Origin of the sequence: Pseudoalteromonas sp. C8 (assembly GCF_011378685.1) — a bacterium.
GTDB classification, from domain to species: domain Bacteria; phylum Pseudomonadota; class Gammaproteobacteria; order Enterobacterales; family Alteromonadaceae; genus Pseudoalteromonas; species Pseudoalteromonas arctica.
In genome coordinates, this window is the sequence record NZ_WTKT01000005.1 from 49,100 (window position 1) to 68,964 (window position 19,865).

Here is a 19,865-nt window from a genome sequence, read left to right on the forward strand (position 1 = left end):
ATTACATAAGGATTTTATGTTTGTACCTCGCAAAGTAGCCGACAGTTACCGTGAAATGATTAACAGTATTGGCTTTTACCCTTCTATGCTTTCAGTGGGCTTTTTAGTATTTGCCATTATAACTATGTCGGTTGAATATTTAGCCCCTGTTGAGCAGCTAAAGTCATTTATATCAGTTGTACTTGTTGATAGCGCCGAAAACGCGCGTACTATTTTAAGCACCTTAGCGGGGAGTATTATTTCGCTTACCGTGTTTAGTTTTTCGATGGTCATGGTGGTTTTAAATTCGGCCAGTGCGAGTTTATCGCCTCGCGTAGTGCCTGGGCTTATTACGCGTAAATCACATCAAATGGTTTTGGGCTTTTATTTAGGCAGCATAATTTACTCAATTATTATGCTCATAAATATTAATAAACTTGAAGGTGGCAGTACGGCTATTCCTTCAATTGGTGTGTTGTTCGCACTTGTTTTTGGGTTGATTTCATTAGGTTTATTTGTATTTTTTATACATTCAATCTCTCGTGCCATTCAGGTTGATAACGTGTTAAATGGCTTGTTTAGCCAAACTAAAAACGAAATTAAAACAATAATACAAAGACAACAAGAGAACCCAGTTGAAGACTTTCCAGACTTTAGCAAATGGCATTCGGTTAGCAGTAAAACAGAGGGCTATTACAAAGGCGTGCAAACCGATAAGCTCTGTGCCATTTTGGCAGAGCAAGATATAAAGGTGTATATCTCTGTTAACCAAGGCTATTTTACAGTTAAAGGCTATCCATTTTTAAAGTGTAATAAAGACATATCAAACGATGAAGAGTTGATAAATAAAATTCTCGACTGCTTTATTTTTTATATAGAAGAGTACATCAGCGATCATTACCGTTATGGGTTAACGCAAATATCAGAAATTGCAGTTAAGGCAATGAGCCCGGGCATAAACGATCCAGGTACTGCGGTTAAATCAATTGATATGCTGAGTATTTTACTTATCCAACGACTTTCAATTAACGATATTAACTACTCGTTTAAGCACAGTGATAATGCCCCATTGTTATACCTTCATGAAACAAGCTTTGATGAGTTATTACATGACAACTTTACACCGCTGCGTAATTACGCCAAAGGCGATGCATACGTAATGACAAACGTGCTTGAGGCATTTAAAAATATTTTGTTTGTTGCCCATAAAGATACCGATGCACGCAACAGTTTATTTAATTATTTAAATGCAATTGTTGATGACATAAATGAACATGTAACTAATGAATACGACAGACGCGAAGTGACTAATATGCTCAACTCAATAGCGCGTATTAGCCAAGAGCAAGGTGAGAAGTTGGTGGCACGTTTTGAGCACCACTAGGGCGTGTTGAATTATTTGGATTGAAATTTGTTCAATCTAGGGGCGATTAAATCGCGGCGCGAGGTTTGTAACCTAGTGGGCTAAGTAAAAACCGAGCAAAGCTTCCGCGTCCTGCTCACGCCCCTTACCTACATCCTGTAGGCAACATAGAGTTAATCGTCCCTAGGAAGAACCTATATTTTAATCTATGTAGTACACAGCATAGCTTGAGGCAGTAACTTTAATCTCTCCAGCATGGTAGGCATCAGGTACATAGTTACTTGGTGCGCTATCAGCCATCATTACTTTTTCTGCGCGCATATAAGGTTGCGACTGCACATTGAGTGGACTTAGTGACGCGCTGTATAATCCTTTTAAATCAACGCCATAATCTTCACTAAACTCTTTTGCTGCATCCCGTGCGTCTTTAATTGCTAACTTTTGCGCTTTTTTGTGCAGCTCATTGTAGTTACTTGCTAAAAATTGCGTTTGATTAATTTCGTTAATACCGTTGTTAACTAAGCTTTGTAGTAACTCAGGGTATTTATTTATATCGCTAAGCTTTACAGTTAATGTACGAGAAACCTTAAAGCCTTTAAATTCTTGATTACCGGTAGTGCGGTTGTATTGGCTATCACGGTTTATTGAGATTTGCCCGGCGTTTATATCTCCCTCTTTAACACCAATTTCTTTTACGAGCTTAATTGCTTTAGCGATGGTTAAGTCGGTTTTATTTTTAGCAGCAATTAAGTCTTTATCAACTTCGGTAATACCTACGCTAAGCTGTACGTAATCTGGCATTGTGGTAAGAGTCGCTTCGCCCTTAACATAAATATGAGGAGCATCGGGAGTCGCTGCCGCAAGTGCATCAAAACTAAGTACGTTTAAAGCCAGTGCACTACCTAAAACAAGAGTCAGTGTTTTCATTAAGTCGATCCTTTAATTATGTAAAAGCAAGTAAACACCGTACGCGGTTAATTAAATATGAACAAGCACAAAAAAACAGGCAATTGCCTGTTTTTTATTAAGTGTTGTAACTGCGCTACAACACTGTTTACTTTTAATTACGTATAAACGTTATTAAACACTACAACGTTTATAGTTACGGTATTTTGGTAACCAGTAATTTTTGTCGATTGCTGCCCATAACGCATCATCAGTAATCTCAAGAGCAACGCCCTCCTCGATTGCTTTTTTAGCAATGGCAAATGCAATACGCTTACTTAGCGTTTCAATTTCAGTCAAGGCTGGTAATAAACTACCTTTACCCGTATTGGCTCGCGGCGACGACTCTGCAAGCATTTCGCTAGACACACTTAACATAGCATCTGTAATGCGTGTCGCTTTAGCGGCAATAACACCTAAACCAATACCCGGGAAAATATAACTGTTGTTACATTGTGGGATTGGGAAAATTTCACCGTTGTGTTCAACCGGATCAAACGGGCTACCTGTTGCAACAAGCGCTTTACCGTCAGTCCACTTAATCACATCAGCAGGATGCGCTTCTACCTGCTTAGATGGATTACTCAATGGGAAAATAATTGGCTGTTCACAACCGGCGTGCATTGCACGAATAGCTTGCTCAGTAAACAAACCAGGTTGGCCTGAAACACCAATTAAAATGTCTGGTTGTGCACAGTGCATAACATCAAGAAGTGATGCGTATTCACCGCTGTAAGTCCAATCACTTAACGAGCCTTGCGGTTGTGCAAGTGCTTGTTGGAAATCGCGTAAGCCTTCCATACCCTCTGAAAGTAGGCCAAAACGGTCAACCATAAATACTTGGCTACGCGCTTGAGCTTCTGTAATACCTTCAAAAACCATTTGGCTAATAATTTGCTCAGCAATACCACAACCAGCAGAACCTGCACCCACAAAAACTACTTTTTGTTGGCTTAGGGTTGAATTTTTAACACGACACGCAGCAAGCAAAGAACCGACCGTTACCGCCGCAGTACCTTGAATGTCATCGTTAAAGCTACAAATTTCATTGCGGTAGCGCTTAAGTAACGGCATTGCATTTGGTTGTGCAAAATCTTCAAACTGAAGTAATACATTTGGCCAGCGACGTTTAACTGCTTTAATGAATAAATCTAAAAACTCATCGTATTCGTCTTGAGCAATACGCTTATGGCGTGCACCCATGTACATAGGATCGTTTAAAAGCTTTTCGTTATTAGTACCCACATCAAGCATTACAGGCAATGTGTATGCTGGGCTTATACCACCACACGCAGTGTAAAGTGACAATTTACCAATTGGAATACCCATGCCACCAATACCCTGATCGCCTAGGCCTAAAATACGCTCGCCATCGGTTACAACAATAACTTTTACTTTACCTTTGGTAGCGTTGCGTAAAATGTCGTCAATTTGGTAGCGATCTTCATACGAAATAAATAAGCCACGTGCGCTGCGATAAATGTCTGAGAATTTTTCACAAGCGTCGCCAACTGTAGGCGTGTAAATAATTGGCATCATTTCTTCAAGATGATCACGCACTAAACGGTAGTAAAGTGTTTCGTTGTTATCTTGAATCGCACGTAAGTAAATATGCTTATTAAGGTTGTCGGTAAAGCTAGAATACTGCTGATAACAACGCTCAACTTGCTCTTCTATTGTTTCAAAGCGAGGAGGAAGTAAACCAGCAAGATTGAAATTTTCGCGTTCTTTTTTACTAAAGGCACTGCCTTTATTTAATAGCGGTGTTTCAATTAGGCCAGGGCCAGAATGATGAATATATAAGTAGTTAGGATCAGTATTAGTTGTCATATTTCCAGGCTTTAACGGAGTCTTAAGTTATGATCTGTCATTATCAGTGTTAAAGGTTTAATTGCAACGACAATTAAGCTAGTCAGACCATTGAGAGAAAATACATGCGGGCTTCACTGCCCACATGCATATTATACATAATTTAAAATTGTATAGTGGCGTTATTATCAGTTAAATCAGATAACGCAACACCTTCACGGCGCGGATCGGCACCACCATATAAGGTATTATTTTTAACTTCAACTGCGTGTAAGCCTGAGTTTAAATCAATAATACGTACATTGTGGCCGCGTTTAGTAAGCGCAGGCGCAATGGCTTCAATGGTTGTGCCTTTTTCAAGGCTGGTGTAATCGTTACGATTTGTTGTACGCGGTAAGTTAATAGCGTCTTGTGCTGATAAATTCCAGTCAATAACACCCACAACAACTTGTGCAACGTAATCGATGATACGACTACCGCCAGGTGAGCCTACAATTAAACGTAAGCTGCCATCTTTATTAAATACCATTACCGGTGACATAGAGCTACGCGGGCGTTTACCAGCCTCTACACGGTTTGCTACAAGCTTGCCGTTTTTACGTGGCGATAACGAAAAGTCAGTTAGTTGGTTATTTAAAATAAAGCCATTAACCATAACCGTAGAGCCAAACGCCATTTCAATTGAACTGGTCATCGAAACTGCATTACCTTTACTATCTACAATAGAGACATGCGAAGTAGAAGGTAACTCGTATGAATCATCCATTGCATAACTTAAGTACCCTACTGGATTACCGGCTACGGCTTTTTGGTCTGTTTCGGTAATTAATTTAGCGCGTGAGGCAATGTAATCTTTGTTTAAGAGTTCTTGTGTAGGTACTTGAGTGAAATCGGGATCGCCCATGTACATATCGCGATCGGCAAATGCAATACGCGAAGCTTGGCTAAAGTAATGAATCGCCTTTTCGCCATTTGGTTTAAGTGCGCTCATATCTTTATGCTCAAGTAAGCCAAGCATTTGTAGTACTGCTACACCGCCACTACTTGGTGGCGCCATAGAGCACACGTTATAAGCACGGTATTGTATACATACCGCATCGCGTTCTTTACTTTTGTAATCTGCTAAATCTTGCACACTTAATTTACCAGGGGCAACTTTAGAGTGCTGTACAGCATTAACCATTTGTTTAGCGTTTTCGCCTTTGTAAAATGCATCAATGCCCTGCTTTGCAATGTCTTTGTATAAATCAGCAAGTGGTTGATTCTTTTTAACGCTACCCGCTTCGATTAATTTACCATTTGGGTAAAAGTATTCGTTAATAATCGGCATACTCAATACGCCTGGGTTTAACTGGCGTGCTAATAAGCCATGTAAACGCGGAGAAATTACAAAGCCTTGCTCTGCAAGTTCAATAGCCGGTTTAAAAAGCGCTTCCCACGGCAATGTACCGTATTGTTTATGCGCGCTTGCAAAGGCATGTAAAATACCAGGCACACCAACAGAGCGTCCGCCTACTACAGCTTCAATCCATTTAACGGCTTTACCATGCTTATCTAAAAACAGCGTTTCGTCTGCATTTGCAGGTGCTGTTTCGCGGCCATCAAAACTAGTCAGCTTATTGTTTGCTTTGTTGTAGTACATCATAAATGTACCACCGCCAATACCTGACGATTGCGGTTCAACTAAAGTAAGCACTAGTTGAGTAGCAATGGCAGCATCTACGGCACTGCCGCCTTTGGCTAAAATTTGTTGACCGGCTCTTGAGGCATATGGATTTGCCGCAGCAACCATGTATTTATCACCTTGCACCACTTTTTTATGGATTAATCCAGTAGCGGCTTCAGGTTCGCGAGTTTCAATTTGAGTTGCTTGCTGTGCAAATGAAGGCAGTGATACTGCGCACAGTCCAATGGCAAATAATGAGTTAAGTTTAAAATGCATAAAAATACTAAAAACACTTAATTACGTAGTTGTATTTGGCATCTTAAAGTTAAACGGGCACAATATGCAAAAATTTTGACTAAAAAAATATAATAAAATGCTTAATTTACCTATTCAACCACGTTATATATTACCGCCTATTATTCTGCTGCTATTTAGTACCATTTTTGCTGCATTTGATTTAAATAATTTACTTGAATTTAACCGAAGCCTAATTGATGAAGGCGAACTGTGGCGAATTTTTTCTAGCCAATTTGTTCATGCTAATTGGGCTCATTTGGGATTAAATGCCAGTGGTGTTTTATTAATATGGCTTTTACATGGCGAATACACATCACCTACTCGCTACGCTTTTAATACAAGTGCGCTGGCGCTGTGGTGTGGACTCGGCGTGTATTGGTTTTGCCCAAGCATACATATTTACACCGGATTAAGTGCTCTCCTGCATGGTGTAATTATTTTGGGGGCAGTTAAAGATATAACTGTAGGGCTTAAGTCGGGTTATTTATTATTTATAGGCGTATGGATTAAAATAGTGTTTGAGCAATTTAGCGGCCCTAATGCTGATATAGGAAAGCTTATTAACTCCACTGTGGCCATTGATGCACATTTAATTGGTGTAATTGGCGGGACTCTGCTTGCCATACCATTGGTTATAGAGCTCTTTAAAAAGAACTTTAAAAAGAAAAAATAAAGTTAGATTTTGTTCAACCCAATAAAAACGCCGCATTAGTTAACTAAACTAATGCGGCGTTTTTATTTTTATACTTTAAGAATTAGAGATTAAAGCGTTTCTTTAAATAATTTATGAATACGGCGGTATTCGTCTAACCAACTTGAAGGCTGTACAAAACCATGTGGTTCAACAGGGAATATAGCTGTTTCAAAGTTTTGTTTTTCTAGCTCTATTAAGCGCTGTACTAAACGCACTGAGTCTTGAAAAAACACGTTATCGTCAACCATGGGTGCATTAATGAGTAAACGTTTGTTTAAACCCTCAGCGTAATAAATTGGCGAGCTGCGCTCATATGCAATCGGGTCAACATCAGGATGGTTTAATATATTAGCCGTGTAACCTGTGTTGTAATGTGCCCAGTCGGTAACAGGTCGTAGTGCCGCACCCGATTGAAATAACTCAGGCGCGGTAAACAATGCCATAAAGGTCATAAAGCCGCCATATGAGCCGCCATAAGTGCCGACTGCTTTGGTATCAACATTGGCATTTTGCGCCATCCATTTAACGCCATCGGCTAAATCTTGTGTTTCAGGTGTGCCCATTTGACGATAAATCGCGGTGCGCCAATCACGGCCGTAACCTTTAGATGCGCGGTAATCCATATCCATTACTATGTAACCTTCATCAGCGAGCAATGAATGGAACATAAATTCACGAAAATAAACCGAAAACCCCATATGTGAGTTTTGTAAGTAACCCGCGCCGTGGTTAAAAATAACCGCTTTGCGGTTTTTACCTACTTCACCTTCTACGTAATCAGCTGGGTAGTACACTTTTGCGTATATTGGTTGATCAGTATGGCTCGATGGCACAGCAACAATTTTAGGTGCAGTTAGCTTTTTAGCTAAAAACTCATCCGACACAGTATGCGTTAATCGCGTTGCTTTTGTATTGGCTTGAGCATCAGCTACATAAAGCTCATTAGGCATGGTAATTGTAGAGTGCTTAAGGAGTAACTTAGTTTCATCTGGGCTTAACGTGTAATCAGTCATGCCATTTAAGTCAGTAACTTGCTCGCTATTACCTGTTTGCGGGTTAACACGGTAAATTTCGTACAGGCCTGGGTGCTCAACATTCGCTTTGTAATAAATTGCGCTGTCATCGCTGGCAAGCGTTAAGTTAGAAACCTCAAATTGGCCTTGTGTTAGCGCGGTTGCTTTGCCGTTAATTGGTTTTTTATAAAGCTGGCTGTAACCCGACTCTTCCGATAGGTAATAAAGCGTGTTCGAGTTATGTAACCAGCCAAAGTCGTTAAACGCATAAGCAATCCATGCATCGTCATGCAGGCGATGTTGCGACACAAGTTTGTTGTTTTTAAAATCAACGGTAGCAAGCCAGCGGTCTTTGTTGTCCCACGCTTCTAGCATGACAGCTACTTGCGAGCCGTCATCGTTCCATACTATTGGGCTTTGCTCAAAACCCCAGTCCATAATAAGGTTAATGCCACGAGGCGCCTTTTTAGACTTATATGTTTTACCTTTCCGTGCATAATTTTCTTTTTTAACTGCGGCTAAAACATCTTCATCAAAGCCCGGTAAGGTATTAAAGCTAAGTGATGTTTGCTCTTTGTTAGTTAAATTGATGTACACAAGCTTTGAGGTTTCTTGTTTAGCATCGGCTACACGGCGGCGTGCTTTTTTAGGTTCTATAGTGGCGTCATTTGTAATGTAGTTAGGCATAATATCGCCATCACCGCGCCAATCTGTTTGCTTTTGTACAACGACTAACAGCGCATCACCATTTGGCGAAAGCTGTGCTTCTGCAATTTTATTACCATCACCTAAGTAGTAAGCCGTGTTAGCAATTGAATTGTTTTGTTCATTAATTTGCTCATTACGTGCTTGCTTATCTATTTTATTTTTTTGTTGAAGCGCCACAAACTTAATCAATTTATGCTGCTCTTTAGCAATATACGTGCTTGGCTCTTCAATCCCTTTTGGCTCATCAGCAAGTTTTAAGTTAGCAAGCTCGCTCGTTAAGCCTGTTTTTAAATCAACTTTAAAAAATACATTGCCTTGGCGGTAAACTAAATCGCCATTATTTAAAAATTGTGGTTTAGATTCGCTTGCTGATGTCGCTGTAATTTGTTTAAGTTCACCGGTTTTTAGGTTTTTAACAAACACATTGCCTTTAAACGTGTAGGCCGCCATTGTTTTATTTTTTGAATAAACGGTTTTATTTGAACCCACAGTATGAAGTTTATTAAGTGTAATTTGCTCTGCTGTTTGGCTAGTAACAGATTGGCTAAATAAATCGCGTAGTGTATTACCTTGCTCTTTTTGAGCATAAATAATAGTAGCCGAATCGCTTGCCCAATAAGCGCTCTCTGGCTGATTGCCCATCCAATCAGGATCGGCCATTGCTTGTTCTAACGTTATTTTTTGTGAGCCGATATCTGCTGGCGTGTTTACAACCGCAGCAACCGATGTTGCTGGTAAAGCACTTTGCTGTGTTGATGAGGTGTTAGCGGTCGCGCTACAACCTGCAAGCATGACACTTGAGGCAACAGCTAATGCCACTAACGTTTTAGATGAAGAAAAATTAAAAATCATAGTGCTTCTATACGGTTATTATAATTAAGCCGTATTTAAGCAGAAGCACTCAAGTTATTGCAATTTTTTAAGATAAATAGCCATTAAACAGGGTAAAGCTCAGTTTACTAGCGCATCCCCTGTTAATAGGCGTTATTCAACGATTAAATCAAGCCACACCAGTCGATGATCGCTCGATGCGTTTCTGTCTTTAATTAAACGATATTCATTGCTCGTTTTAGTTGGCCAAAACACACCACCGTCTTTAATTTTTAAGCCGTAGTTTGACGGTAAAACGTAATCAACACGCGCTTGCCAATTAGCACTGTAATTTTGTGCATAAGGCACATCATACTGCTCTTTAGCGCCCTCACTTTTTGGAACAAAGTGAGCGTTTATCAATGGGTTTTTAAGTAGTTGGTCGGTGGTATTTGTGCGGGCTTTATCGCCCTCTGGTGCGGCGTTTAAATCGCCTAAAATAACAAACCGAGAGTAAGTTTTTAAACCGCCCTTTTCGCCTTTATCATCGTAAATATACTTAGCGTTTGAAACGTAATCGGCAATTAACCTTACTTCATCGTGGTTACGTTTGCCGTTTCTATCCTCTTCACCGTCAAATACAGGGGGTGTTGGGTGAGATGCAATAACATGAATGGTTTTATCATTTACGTTAATAGGTAAATCCCAAAACGATTTAGAGCTAAGTCTAAGTGCTTGCCATTCTTGTGCGTTATACCAGTTTTCGCCTGTTTTAGGCATTACGGGCATTTGTGCATTTGGCATGTCTTTATATTTAAAGGTTTGAAGGGTTCTTACTTTATCAAAATCGATTGGGTATTTTGACAAAATAGCCATACCGTAATGGCCTTCAAAAAAGCCAAAACCTTGTGCATCGCCCATCACGCCATTTTTCTTGCCATCGTTATCTAAATCAAACTCAGTGGCTAGGCCTGTATTTACAGGGGCAATATAAGAGTAAGGGTAATTAATAGCGGCTTGTTTATGTTGGCCTACATTTAAATAATGCTTATTAAAGTATTCAATTCCCTGCTCTTTTGGGATGTAATCAAATTCGTTAAGTAAAATAATGTCAGGGCGAACACGTTGAATAATTTCCGCTATATTCTTAATTTGCTGGTGGTTTGCTTTAAGTGCATTAACTAAAGCATCACTTTTAACTTGCTCACCTTTAGGTGTGTGATTAGTTGCATCCATACTTACATTAAAAGTAGCAACACGAAGAGAGTCTGATGCAAATGCACTGTTACTAAAAAAAGGACTAAAAGAAGCGGCAACAAGTAGTGCGCTATAAATTGCTTTAAGTTTCATTAAATAATTTCACTGTAAAATTTTAGACTCAATCATTATTTCACAATCTAGGTAACCTTGCGCTTTTTTTAAGTACAAAAAAAATGCCGAGCAAGCTCGGCATTTAATAAAACGGTTAGCCATTTAATGAAGGATTAAATTTGCCGCCGCTTTTAAAATACCTGGATAATCTTGCTCAGGTAGATATTCAGTAAGCTCACCTAATTTATCTGCTAGATCGTTCATGCTAGTGGCCGATACGTTTATATGGCCCATTTTACGACCTGGTTTTGCAGTTTTACCGTACCAGTGGCTAGTCACATCTGCATATTTTAGTACGTCAGCTGGGATATTAGGTTGCCCTAGTACGTTTATCATCGCGGTAATGTGTTTAAGCTCTGTATTGCCAAGCGGCAAACCTGCAACAGCACGCATGTGGTTTTCAAACTGTGAGCAATGGCAGCCTTGTTGCGTCCAGTGGCCTGAGTTATGTACGCGCGGTGCAATTTCGTTAACGAGTAACGTGCCTTGTACATCAAAAAACTCAATAGCTAATACGCCAACGTAGTTAAGCTCGTTTGCTATTTTTGTAAATGCTTCGTTTGCTTGCGCTTCAACGCTGTGATTATTTTTGCCGGCAATAGAAAGCGTTAATACACCATTTGTGTGCTCGTTTTCTGTTAGCGGATAAATAGCAACGTTACCGTGTTTATCGCGCGCACCAATAATAGATACTTCACGATCAAACGGGATCATTTTTTCTGCAATAATTGTATGTGGCGCAAGTTCGGTGCCCGATGCAATAAAATCAGCCATTTGTGACCAAATTTCGTCTATTTGACTATCCGATTTTAAACGCCATTGGCCTTTTCCATCGTAACCCGCTTGGCATGTTTTGATTACAAGTGGCTTACCTAGAGTTTTAACGGCAAGTTCTAAATGCGCTTTTTCAGTAATTAATTGATACGGCGCACAAGTTACGTTTGTTTTATCAAGCAATGCTTTTTCAAGCGAGCGATCGCCACCGGTTTTAATAGCGGCTTTCCCAGGGTAGAACTTATTGCTGTTACAGCAAAGTGTTAGTACGTCATCAGGAATGTGCTCAAACTCTGCAGTAATTGCATCAGCGTTTAATATTGCTTGCTCAAGTGACGTGCTATAAACCTCACCAGTTAGCGGATGCTTAATTTGCTTGCTGCCTACATCGTATGCAACCACGTTTAAATTAAGCGGCGCGCCTGCAAGACTCATCATACGTGCAAGTTGCCCTGCACCTAATATTAAAATATTCATTATTACTCTGCAGGGTTTGGATTAGCTAATATAGTATCGGTTTGAGCTTTACGAAACGCTTCAATTTTTGCAAAAATTTCGGGGTTTTGACACCCTAAAATTTGTGCGGCTAGTAAACCTGCGTTTGCTGCGCCCGGCTCACCAATTGCAAGTGTGCCCACTGCAACGCCTTTAGGCATTTGGCAAATAGATAAAAGTGAATCAACACCATTTAATGCTTTTGATTTTACAGGCACGCCCAGTACAGGAAGCGACGTAAAAGCAGCAGCCATACCTGGTAAATGAGCCGCGCCGCCAGCGCCAGCAATAATAACTTTAATACCGCGTTCTGCGGCTGAACTTGCGTAATCAGCAAGTAATTGAGGAGTGCGGTGTGCAGACACGACTTTAGTTTCGTACTTAATGCCAAAATGCTCAAGCATAAGTGCTGCATGTTCCATGGTTGGCCAATCTGATTTAGAACCCATAATAATGCCAACAGTCATAAATACTCCTCAGTAATGTATTTTTAAAATAGCGGACTTATGTCCTGTTTAAGCCGGGTATTATACCCAAAGCCATATTAATTGCGACTAATACAAAGCCACAAAAACAAAAAAAGCCATGTTTAAACATGGCTTTTTAGAGTTAACGTGTAAATAGCTAATTAAGCTTCTTTACTCGCTAGGTATTCTGCGTAGTTGCCTCTAAAGTCAATGATTTTACCATCTTTAACTTCCCAAATTCGGGTAGCTACCGATGATACAAATTGACGATCGTGCGATACAAACATTAATGTACCTTCGTAGGCTTCAAGCGCTAAGTTAAGCGCTTCAATAGATTCCATATCCATGTGGTTGGTTGGCTCATCCATTAGCAATATGTTTGGTTTATGCATCATAATTTTACCAAACAGCATGCGGCCTTGCTCACCACCTGAAATTACTTTAACTGACTTTTTAATATCGTTTTGAGAGAACAACATACGACCTAAGAAGCTACGAACCACTTGCTCGTCGTCGCCTTCTTGTTGCCATTGCTCCATCCACTGAAACAAGTTCATGTCGGTTGCAAACTCATCTGCGTGATCTTGCGCGTAGTAACCAATGTTTGCATTTTCTGAGAACTTAAACTCACCGGCTTTAGGAGCTAAGCGCCCTGCTAATGTATTAAGTAATGTTGTTTTACCAACACCATTTTCACCAATAATAGCAATACGTTCGCCAACTTCTACTAAACCTTCAAGCCCAGAAAACAACGTATTGTCGTCAAAACCTTGCGTTAAGTTATTCATTTCAAGCGCGTTTCTGAATAACTGCTTTTCTTGGTCGAAACGAATAAACGGTGTTTGACGTGAAGACGCTTTAACTTCGTCTAACTGAATTTTGTCGATACGTTTAGCGCGCGATGTTGCTTGCTTAGCTTTAGATGCGTTAGCAGAGAAACGTGATACAAACTGTTGAAGTTCAGCAATTTGGTTTTTCTTCTTCGCGTTTTCGCTAAGTAGCTGCTCACGTGCTTGCGTTGCTGCAAACATGTATTCGTCGTAGTTACCTGAGTAAATACGTAGCTCACCGTAGTCAATATCGGCCATGTGAGTACACACAGAGTTTAAAAAGTGACGGTCATGCGAGATGATTATCATGGTACAGTCGCGTTGGTTTAACACGTCTTCTAACCACTTGATGGTGTAAATATCCAAGTTATTGGTAGGCTCATCAAGTAGCATTATATCTGGGTCTGAAAACAACACCTGTGCAAGTAGCACTCGTAGTTTAAAACCAGGTGCAATTTCTGACATTGGGCCAAAGTGTTGGTCTGTGCCAATACCTACGCCTAATAGAAGCTCGCCTGCTTTAGATTCAGCAGAGTAACCATCCATTTCAGCAAACTCAGTTTCAAGATCGGCTACTTTCATACCGTCGTCTTCACTCATTTCTGGTAAAGAGTAAATACGGTCGCGTTCTTGTTTTATTTTCCACAGTTCTTTGTGACCCATGATCACAGTATCAATTACTGAGTATTCTTCGTAGGCAAACTGGTCTTGGTTTAGTTTAGCAACACGTTCATTTGGATCAGTACTTACATTACCTGAAGACGCTTCGAGCTCACCACTTAGAATCTTCATAAATGTTGATTTACCACAACCATTTGCACCGATTAAACCGTAACGGTTTCCGTCGCCAAATTTTGCTGAGATATTTTCAAATAATGGTTTAGCACCAAATTGCATGGTGACATTAGCTGTACTAATAATAGCGCTACCCTCCAAAGGAGTAATGATGTATTTAAATTGCGCGCAGTTTAAACCAAAATGGCCTGTTTTTCTATGAAAGTTTAAAGGCAAACTAACGCGTTTTAGCCATTTATTAGCACTGTATAGTGGGTAACTCAAATAACAGATTAAATTAAATGGTTTTGTAAATTTTTATTCAGCTTACACAAGTAAAAATTCATCAATATATTCACTTTAATACGTCTAGGGAGTTTAGAATTACGTATACTGAATTAGAGTAAAAACACTTTTAACGTGTTTGTGTGTTTACTTAACTCATTTTTGTACACGCAGTAACAATAAAAAGTTATATTTATGAAAATAAAGCACTTTTAGAGCTTTTGCACTAGTCGCTATTTTTTAACCAAGATGAAATTAATTCAAATTAGAATTTTTACACACCACCTATTACCAATCCTTTTTACCTACAAAACAACTAAAAAAACAAACCTCAGCAACACCTGAAAAACAAAATTAACCTCAAGTGAATGTCAATTAAGTTTGCCGTTCAATTTTGTTGATTTTTTTTCACTTTTTAGCCGTTTATTGCTTTGTTAATCTTCGAACCTGAATTTTTACCTACGTAAAAACACTGAAATTTACACAGGGCAACACACAAGATGAGCAAAAAATTAGCGACACTGATTAGCGCAAGTATTGTATTAGCACCCGCTGTTTCAGCGGTAGAGTTATACAAAGATGATAAAAACACTCTAAAAGTAGGTGGATATCTTGATGTGCGTGTAATTAACACACAAAACGAAACCGAAGTTGTTAACGGTACTTCGCGCATTAATTTTGGCTTTACCCGAAAGCTCAAGAAAGATTGGACTGCCCTTGCACTCGTAGAATGGGGTGTAAACCCTGTAGGCAGTAGCGATATAATTTATAACAATCGTTTTGAGTCAATTCAGGACGAGTTTTTGTATAACCGTTTAGGTTACGCAGGCCTTTCACACGAAAAGTATGGTCAACTTACCATTGGTAAACAATGGGGTGCATGGTACGACGTAGTTTATGGCACAAATAATAGCTTTGTATGGGATGGTAATGCAGCTGGCGTTTACACCTATAACAAAGACGATGGCGCTGTAAATGGCACTGGCCGTGGTGATAAGTTAGTGCAGTACCGCAATAGCTATAACGATTTTAGTTTTGCAGTACAAGCGCAGCTTAAAAACAGCGAATTTTATACCTGTGACGTAAGCGATATTTCAGAAGAAGAATGCGAAACGCTATGGAACTCTGGCGATAGTGCAGCCCAAGAAGTTGAATTTAACTACACATTTGGTGCATCTGTAACATATACCCCTACAGATATGCTCACGCTTACAGCGGGCATTAACCGTGGCGAGTTTGATTTAACGTTTGGCGATGGTTCTACTCGCAATGTTGAAGATTTAATTTACGGTGCAGGCATTATGTGGGGCAACATTGATAAGCCAGGCCTTTACGTTGCTGCCAACATAAATAAAAACAAAAACCACGACACAGATAATATTGGTCGCTTAATTAAAGACGCAATAGGTATAGAAACATTTGCATCTTACCGCTTTGATAACGATTTTCGCCCTTTTATTGCCTACAACGTGTTTGATGCCGGTGATGACTACGTAATTCAGCCAAACTTTAACGCCGATCCAGACGATGTATTTAAGCGTCAGTTTGCTGTTATTGGCCTTCACTACTTAATTGACGAAGACACTATTGCCTACGTAGAAGCGCGTAAAGACTTTAGCGACTTTGAAAGTGATAACGACGATCAACAAGCACAAATGGAGCAGTCGGAAGATGACGGTATAGCATTTGGTTTTAGATATAAGTTCTAAATATAAGCTCTAAATATAAGTTTAAAAACGACTACAACTTCCCTAAGCACAACCCTTTTAGCCCTTTTAACTTTTTTAACTGGGCTTTTTTTATTCCGCCATACTTTTTTCAATACTCAATTCTGCATTTAAGGCTATTTCAACAAATGTATTAACAGCCGCATTGGTATCTGCTTTTTTAATTTGTAATAGCACCGGGATTTGCGTGAGTACGTCGCTCAGTTTTATAAAATGGCACCCTTCACTATATAATTTACGTACGCAATAAGGCGCAATTGCCACACCAAAGCCAGCAGCCACTTCGGTCACTAATGTTTGCATTGCAAAATGGTTTCATCAAAAAGACCAAGTGCTTCCTCTCTATTAAAAATAATAAATGGCTCATTTTTTAGTTTAGCTAAATCAATATTTTTATAATTTGCCAGCGCATGATTTTGATCAACGATGGCCTCCAATGAATCTACATAAATAGTATGAGTTACAAATTCATCATTAATTGAATCAGGTCAAGGCCGTGAAAAACCCACATAAATTAAATCGTTTTTAAACGCATGTATTTGCTCAGTTGCAGTCATTTCAAACAATGTAACGTGCACGCTTGGGTATTGCTGTTTATATTCTCGAACCAGTGCTGCCATAAAGGTTAAACATGCCGAGCTTAAGTGCGCCTTTAAACCATATGACGGTAGAGCTCAGCTATGTGAAAGTACGCGGCCGTAACTTATCGTACTTTACGATGGCTGTATTCTCGGGTCAGTTTTTTACCTCATTTATGCAGTACATACCTGGTGGTGAAAAAAACGTATTTATAATTTGTAGCGTTTCAGCATTTATAATTGCACTGGTATTGTTTTTTAAACCGATCAAAGCAAAGTAGTAGTAACTTAAAAAAGAGCATTTTTATAAATACTCTTTTTTACCTAAACCTCCCCCTTTATTATTTGCACTACTTCCCTGACTACTTTTTTCTAATTTGACTCTATTGCTAAGTTTAGCTTTATAATAAAACTTAGTATGATGTGTTCTTTCACTATAAAGCCACCAGCTAATTTATATTAATTGCATTAAGAGTGTAAAAAGGTGGTGAAACTATATTGAAATTAAAAAGTACTTACACTGTTTATTGCTGATCACAAAGGCGTAAGGCTAATTAAAAGCAGTAACAAATAGGTGTGATATATGCTCATAGGTACTGCCTGTATTCTAACTCAACACCTACGTACTGTATATAAACACAGTGCGCGTATTTACTGTGTAAAAATAAATTAAAACAACTTCCCTTTGTAAGTCGTTAATAATATTAAACTAAGTAAAGTGCTATGAAGCTGATTCGTTATCATAAATAGTTAAAACACCGGTAACTGTATATGCATACAGCCACCGGTTAAACCTATCTAACCTACTTTTTAATAAACTTACTATAACCAGCTAATGCCTTTGATACACTCAATGTTGGATTATCTGAATGCTCAGCACCTTCGTTTATAGCGCTTTGCCACACAAGGTTATTATTAGGATTTGCTTTTAAAGCAGACTCTAAATTATTAAACGCTTTTAACATTAACGGATGCTCTGCTCCACCCACCGAAAGATATAAATAAGTAGGCGCCTTAACTTTGTTAGCTTGAGTAGTTAAAAATGCTTCTACATTATTAACCACTGTCATATCGTCATACCAAGCCGCTGGGCTAAATGCAAAGTAGCCATTAAACAGTTCAGGCCTTGTATGCAGTGCATAAAGTACAAAGCTGCCACCGGCCGAAAAACCACTTAATACACGGTTATTACTAAGCTTATATTTTGCCGATAAATACGGGAATAACTCAGTTTCAATAAACGCTAAAAACTTGTCGGCTTCACCATTAGGCTCTATAAGTGTTTCGCCCTCTGGGCGCGCTTGTGTATTTACATCTTGGCGAGCATAAGGAGGCACTAAATCGCGATTACGTGTATCTGTAAAAAACAAATTAGGAATAGACACCAATATAGCCTTATCCCCTTTTTCGCTCTTAGCTTGTTTTGTAAGTGCTTTGTCCCATGTATCTAAATTAAAGTTACCATCGGTTTTAATAATTAACGGATACGCTTTTTTAGGATTGTAATTAGCGGGTAATCTTATAAACACTTTGCGCGACTCATTAAGCACGCTTGAGTTAATTGTTACGTCTGTATAGGCCGATACATAATGGTTGTAATAGCGTATGGCTAAAATACCGATAGCAAAAATGACTACGGCTAAACTTAAATTAATAAAATAGTGTTTTGTTATTTTTATTGCCATGCGGCATTCCTTTAAATGTTTAGGAGTTATTTAATCGAGCTTAACCCATTGTTTTATTTCAAGCGCGGTCATAATAAGCTCAACCGAAAACGCGGCTAAAATCATCCCCATCACACGCGTTAAAATAGACGCGCCGCCAGTACCAATAAGCTTAATTATTTTACCCGAAAGCAGCAATAGTATTAATGTAATACCCAACACACCAAGTGTAACAAGCGCTGTGCCTATTTGTGTGGTAATTGGGTGTATGTGGTTATCGGTAAGTAGTATCACCGCCAAAATAGCGCCTGGAGTTGCTGTTGCAGGTATAGCTAGCGGAAACACTGCTATATCGTGATCGGGGTCTTGTTTAGCTTTGTTAGAATCGTTTCCAAAAATCATTTGCAGGCCAAACAAAAACAATATAATACCGCCACCTAACTGAAACGACACCAATCTAATTCCCATCGCATTGAGTATTAGCTGCCCTATTAAAATAGAACCCAATAATACACAGCCTGCATAAAGCACCGTTTTAAAAGCTGTTTTACGACGTTGTTTATCGGTTAAGTGAGAAGTAAGCGCAGCAAACAACGCCATCGTGCCTATTGGGTCAATGGTAGCCCAAATAACAAGTGCATCTTGAGAGAGTTTTTCTAGCATATAAAATCCTTGTTAAGCGTAAATATTTAATAAAACACGGGTAACAAATTCATTTGCTTACGCTTAACTATAATAGAAAGCCGTTATTTTTTGTATTTTATTTACACTCGCAAAGATTTAAAAATTTGTCGTTTTACGTTAAAGCGATTTATGCCAAATAGAATTTTCTCTTAAACTAAAGCCTAACTTCATAAGTAAATTATGAGAGCGTGCATTGTGTGCACTCACCTCAGCCGATAAATGTTTAAGCGGAATATGCTTAAGTAACTCTTTAGTGAAACCAGTGACTACTTCAAACATTACACCTTTATCCCAAAAGTCGGGGTGCAGCTCAAATCCTATAAATGCATTACTTTTACAGGGCGTTAAATTATAAAGCCCACAAGTACCCATTAACTTTCCAGATGTATTATGTTCAATTGCAACTCTAATCACTTCGCCTTCGTAATAGGCGCTAATATCATCTTGTATTAGTTGCTTAATTTGTGTTTTGGTAAGGGGTGTATCGTAGTCGTTAAATTCTGACACGTGCGGATGGTTTAAAATATTAAATAAACACGCAGCGTGTTTGTGGGTAATTAAGCGCAGCGTAACGCGTTCAAGCTTTGTGGTATTAAACATTTTATTTAAGTGGTTAGTTAAATTAGCTCTTTATGGGCAAGCATTATTAACTTACCATACCCCATTAACAAGCATTATCTTTAAAGCAAAAAGAGTAGATAACGTAATGAGTGACGATTTTAAAGTAATACAACCCACTACCACAGTATATTGCCCAAAGCGCGGCGAAGGCTGGACCTTAACAGGCATTACTAATATTAACGAGTTTACCTCTGTAATGTTTGACGGCACACGCTATACACTTCCAGCACGCGAAATAGTAGAAGAACTCCTCCCTAACCAACTAGCGCGAGAACAAAATAGCTAACCAAACACATACGCATTAAAAAGGC

General features: G+C 39.1%; 18 protein-coding genes. 5 read left to right on the top strand and 13 right to left on the bottom strand.

Translation table 11 applies throughout. The annotated features are described in order from the left end of the window. Positions 1-16: 16 nt before the first annotated feature. Complete coding sequence (locus GQR39_RS06480; RefSeq protein WP_165735147.1) at positions 17-1,363, top strand: DUF2254 domain-containing protein; 1,347 nt, start codon at positions 17-19, stop codon at positions 1,361-1,363. A gap of 180 nt (positions 1,364-1,543) precedes the next feature. On the opposite strand, the gene GQR39_RS06485 is transcribed toward GQR39_RS06480, so the two are convergent. From GQR39_RS06485 to ggt, 3 genes are all read right to left on the bottom strand, one after another. Further along, positions 1,544-2,269, bottom strand: coding sequence for an SIMPL domain-containing protein (locus GQR39_RS06485; protein WP_007586691.1), 726 nt, complete (start codon positions 2,267-2,269; stop codon positions 1,544-1,546). 153 nt (positions 2,270-2,422) lie between these two features. Further along, positions 2,423-4,117: an NAD-dependent malic enzyme gene (locus GQR39_RS06490; protein WP_007586692.1), complete on the bottom strand. Its 1,695-nt coding sequence runs from the start codon at positions 4,115-4,117 to the stop codon at positions 2,423-2,425. Positions 4,118-4,259: 142 nt separating this feature from the next. Continuing rightward, a complete protein-coding gene (gene ggt, locus GQR39_RS06495) occupies positions 4,260-6,038 on the bottom strand; it encodes a gamma-glutamyltransferase (RefSeq protein ID WP_165735148.1) in 1,779 nt (592 codons plus the stop codon). Positions 6,039-6,135: 97 nt separating this feature from the next. On the opposite strand from ggt, the gene rrtA reads away from it, so the two are divergent. Further along, positions 6,136-6,732 carry a rhombosortase gene (gene rrtA, locus GQR39_RS06500; protein WP_165735149.1) on the top strand — a complete coding sequence of 199 codons (597 nt, stop codon included), beginning with the start codon at positions 6,136-6,138 and terminating at the stop codon, positions 6,730-6,732. An 89-nt stretch (positions 6,733-6,821) separates the two neighbouring features. Here the strand turns inward: rrtA and GQR39_RS06505 are convergent, their stop codons facing one another. The 5 genes from GQR39_RS06505 to GQR39_RS06525 form a co-directional block, all read right to left on the bottom strand. Continuing rightward, on the bottom strand, positions 6,822-9,326 hold the full coding sequence (locus tag GQR39_RS06505; RefSeq protein WP_165735150.1) for a prolyl oligopeptidase family serine peptidase: 2,505 nt from the start codon (positions 9,324-9,326) through the stop codon (positions 6,822-6,824). 132 nt (positions 9,327-9,458) lie between these two features. After that, a complete protein-coding gene (locus GQR39_RS06510; RefSeq protein WP_165735151.1) occupies positions 9,459-10,634 on the bottom strand; it encodes an endonuclease/exonuclease/phosphatase family protein in 1,176 nt (391 codons plus the stop codon). A gap of 123 nt (positions 10,635-10,757) precedes the next feature. Next, positions 10,758-11,906: a 5-(carboxyamino)imidazole ribonucleotide synthase gene (locus tag GQR39_RS06515; RefSeq protein WP_165735152.1), complete on the bottom strand. Its 1,149-nt coding sequence runs from the start codon at positions 11,904-11,906 to the stop codon at positions 10,758-10,760. Between the two features lie 2 nt (positions 11,907-11,908). Further along, the gene (gene purE, locus GQR39_RS06520) at positions 11,909-12,391 is read right to left on the bottom strand and encodes a 5-(carboxyamino)imidazole ribonucleotide mutase (RefSeq protein ID WP_002962540.1); all 483 of its coding nucleotides are present in this window, start codon (positions 12,389-12,391) and stop codon (positions 11,909-11,911) included. A 161-nt stretch (positions 12,392-12,552) separates the two neighbouring features. Then, positions 12,553-14,142, bottom strand: a complete 1,590-nt coding sequence (locus GQR39_RS06525; RefSeq protein WP_076915491.1) for an ABC-F family ATPase — start codon at positions 14,140-14,142, stop codon at positions 12,553-12,555. Between the two features lie 638 nt (positions 14,143-14,780). On the opposite strand from GQR39_RS06525, the gene GQR39_RS06530 reads away from it, so the two are divergent. After that, positions 14,781-15,989 carry a porin gene (locus GQR39_RS06530; protein ID WP_024589388.1) on the top strand — a complete coding sequence of 403 codons (1,209 nt, stop codon included), beginning with the start codon at positions 14,781-14,783 and terminating at the stop codon, positions 15,987-15,989. Positions 15,990-16,079: 90 nt separating this feature from the next. On the opposite strand, the gene GQR39_RS20225 is transcribed toward GQR39_RS06530, so the two are convergent. Both GQR39_RS20225 and GQR39_RS20400 read right to left on the bottom strand, forming a co-directional pair. Further along, positions 16,080-16,310: a hypothetical protein gene (locus GQR39_RS20225; protein WP_024589389.1), complete on the bottom strand. Its 231-nt coding sequence runs from the start codon at positions 16,308-16,310 to the stop codon at positions 16,080-16,082. Positions 16,311-16,495: 185 nt separating this feature from the next. Next, positions 16,496-16,627: a hypothetical protein gene (locus GQR39_RS20400; protein WP_263640614.1), complete on the bottom strand. Its 132-nt coding sequence runs from the start codon at positions 16,625-16,627 to the stop codon at positions 16,496-16,498. An 11-nt stretch (positions 16,628-16,638) separates the two neighbouring features. Between GQR39_RS20400 and GQR39_RS06540 the strand changes: the two genes are divergently transcribed. Then, complete coding sequence (locus tag GQR39_RS06540) at positions 16,639-16,866, top strand: hypothetical protein (RefSeq protein ID WP_240918179.1); 228 nt, start codon at positions 16,639-16,641, stop codon at positions 16,864-16,866. A gap of 522 nt (positions 16,867-17,388) precedes the next feature. Here GQR39_RS06540 and GQR39_RS06545 read toward each other — a convergent pair. The 3 genes from GQR39_RS06545 to GQR39_RS06555 all read right to left on the bottom strand — a co-directional run bounded on the left by GQR39_RS06545 (position 17,389) and on the right by GQR39_RS06555 (position 19,533). Next, positions 17,389-18,270, bottom strand: coding sequence for an alpha/beta hydrolase-fold protein (locus GQR39_RS06545; RefSeq protein ID WP_165735153.1), 882 nt, complete (start codon positions 18,268-18,270; stop codon positions 17,389-17,391). 30 nt (positions 18,271-18,300) lie between these two features. Beyond that, positions 18,301-18,912 carry a MarC family protein gene (locus GQR39_RS06550; protein ID WP_024598382.1) on the bottom strand — a complete coding sequence of 204 codons (612 nt, stop codon included), beginning with the start codon at positions 18,910-18,912 and terminating at the stop codon, positions 18,301-18,303. Positions 18,913-19,050: 138 nt separating this feature from the next. Beyond that, positions 19,051-19,533, bottom strand: a complete 483-nt coding sequence (locus tag GQR39_RS06555) for a GNAT family N-acetyltransferase (protein WP_165735154.1) — start codon at positions 19,531-19,533, stop codon at positions 19,051-19,053. Between the two features lie 106 nt (positions 19,534-19,639). Here GQR39_RS06555 and GQR39_RS06560 point away from each other — a divergent pair, with 106 nt between their 5' ends. Continuing rightward, positions 19,640-19,840 (top strand): hypothetical protein, encoded by a 201-nt coding sequence (locus GQR39_RS06560; protein ID WP_002962626.1) that lies wholly within the window; start codon positions 19,640-19,642, stop codon positions 19,838-19,840. The last annotated feature ends 25 nt before the right edge of the window (positions 19,841-19,865 follow it).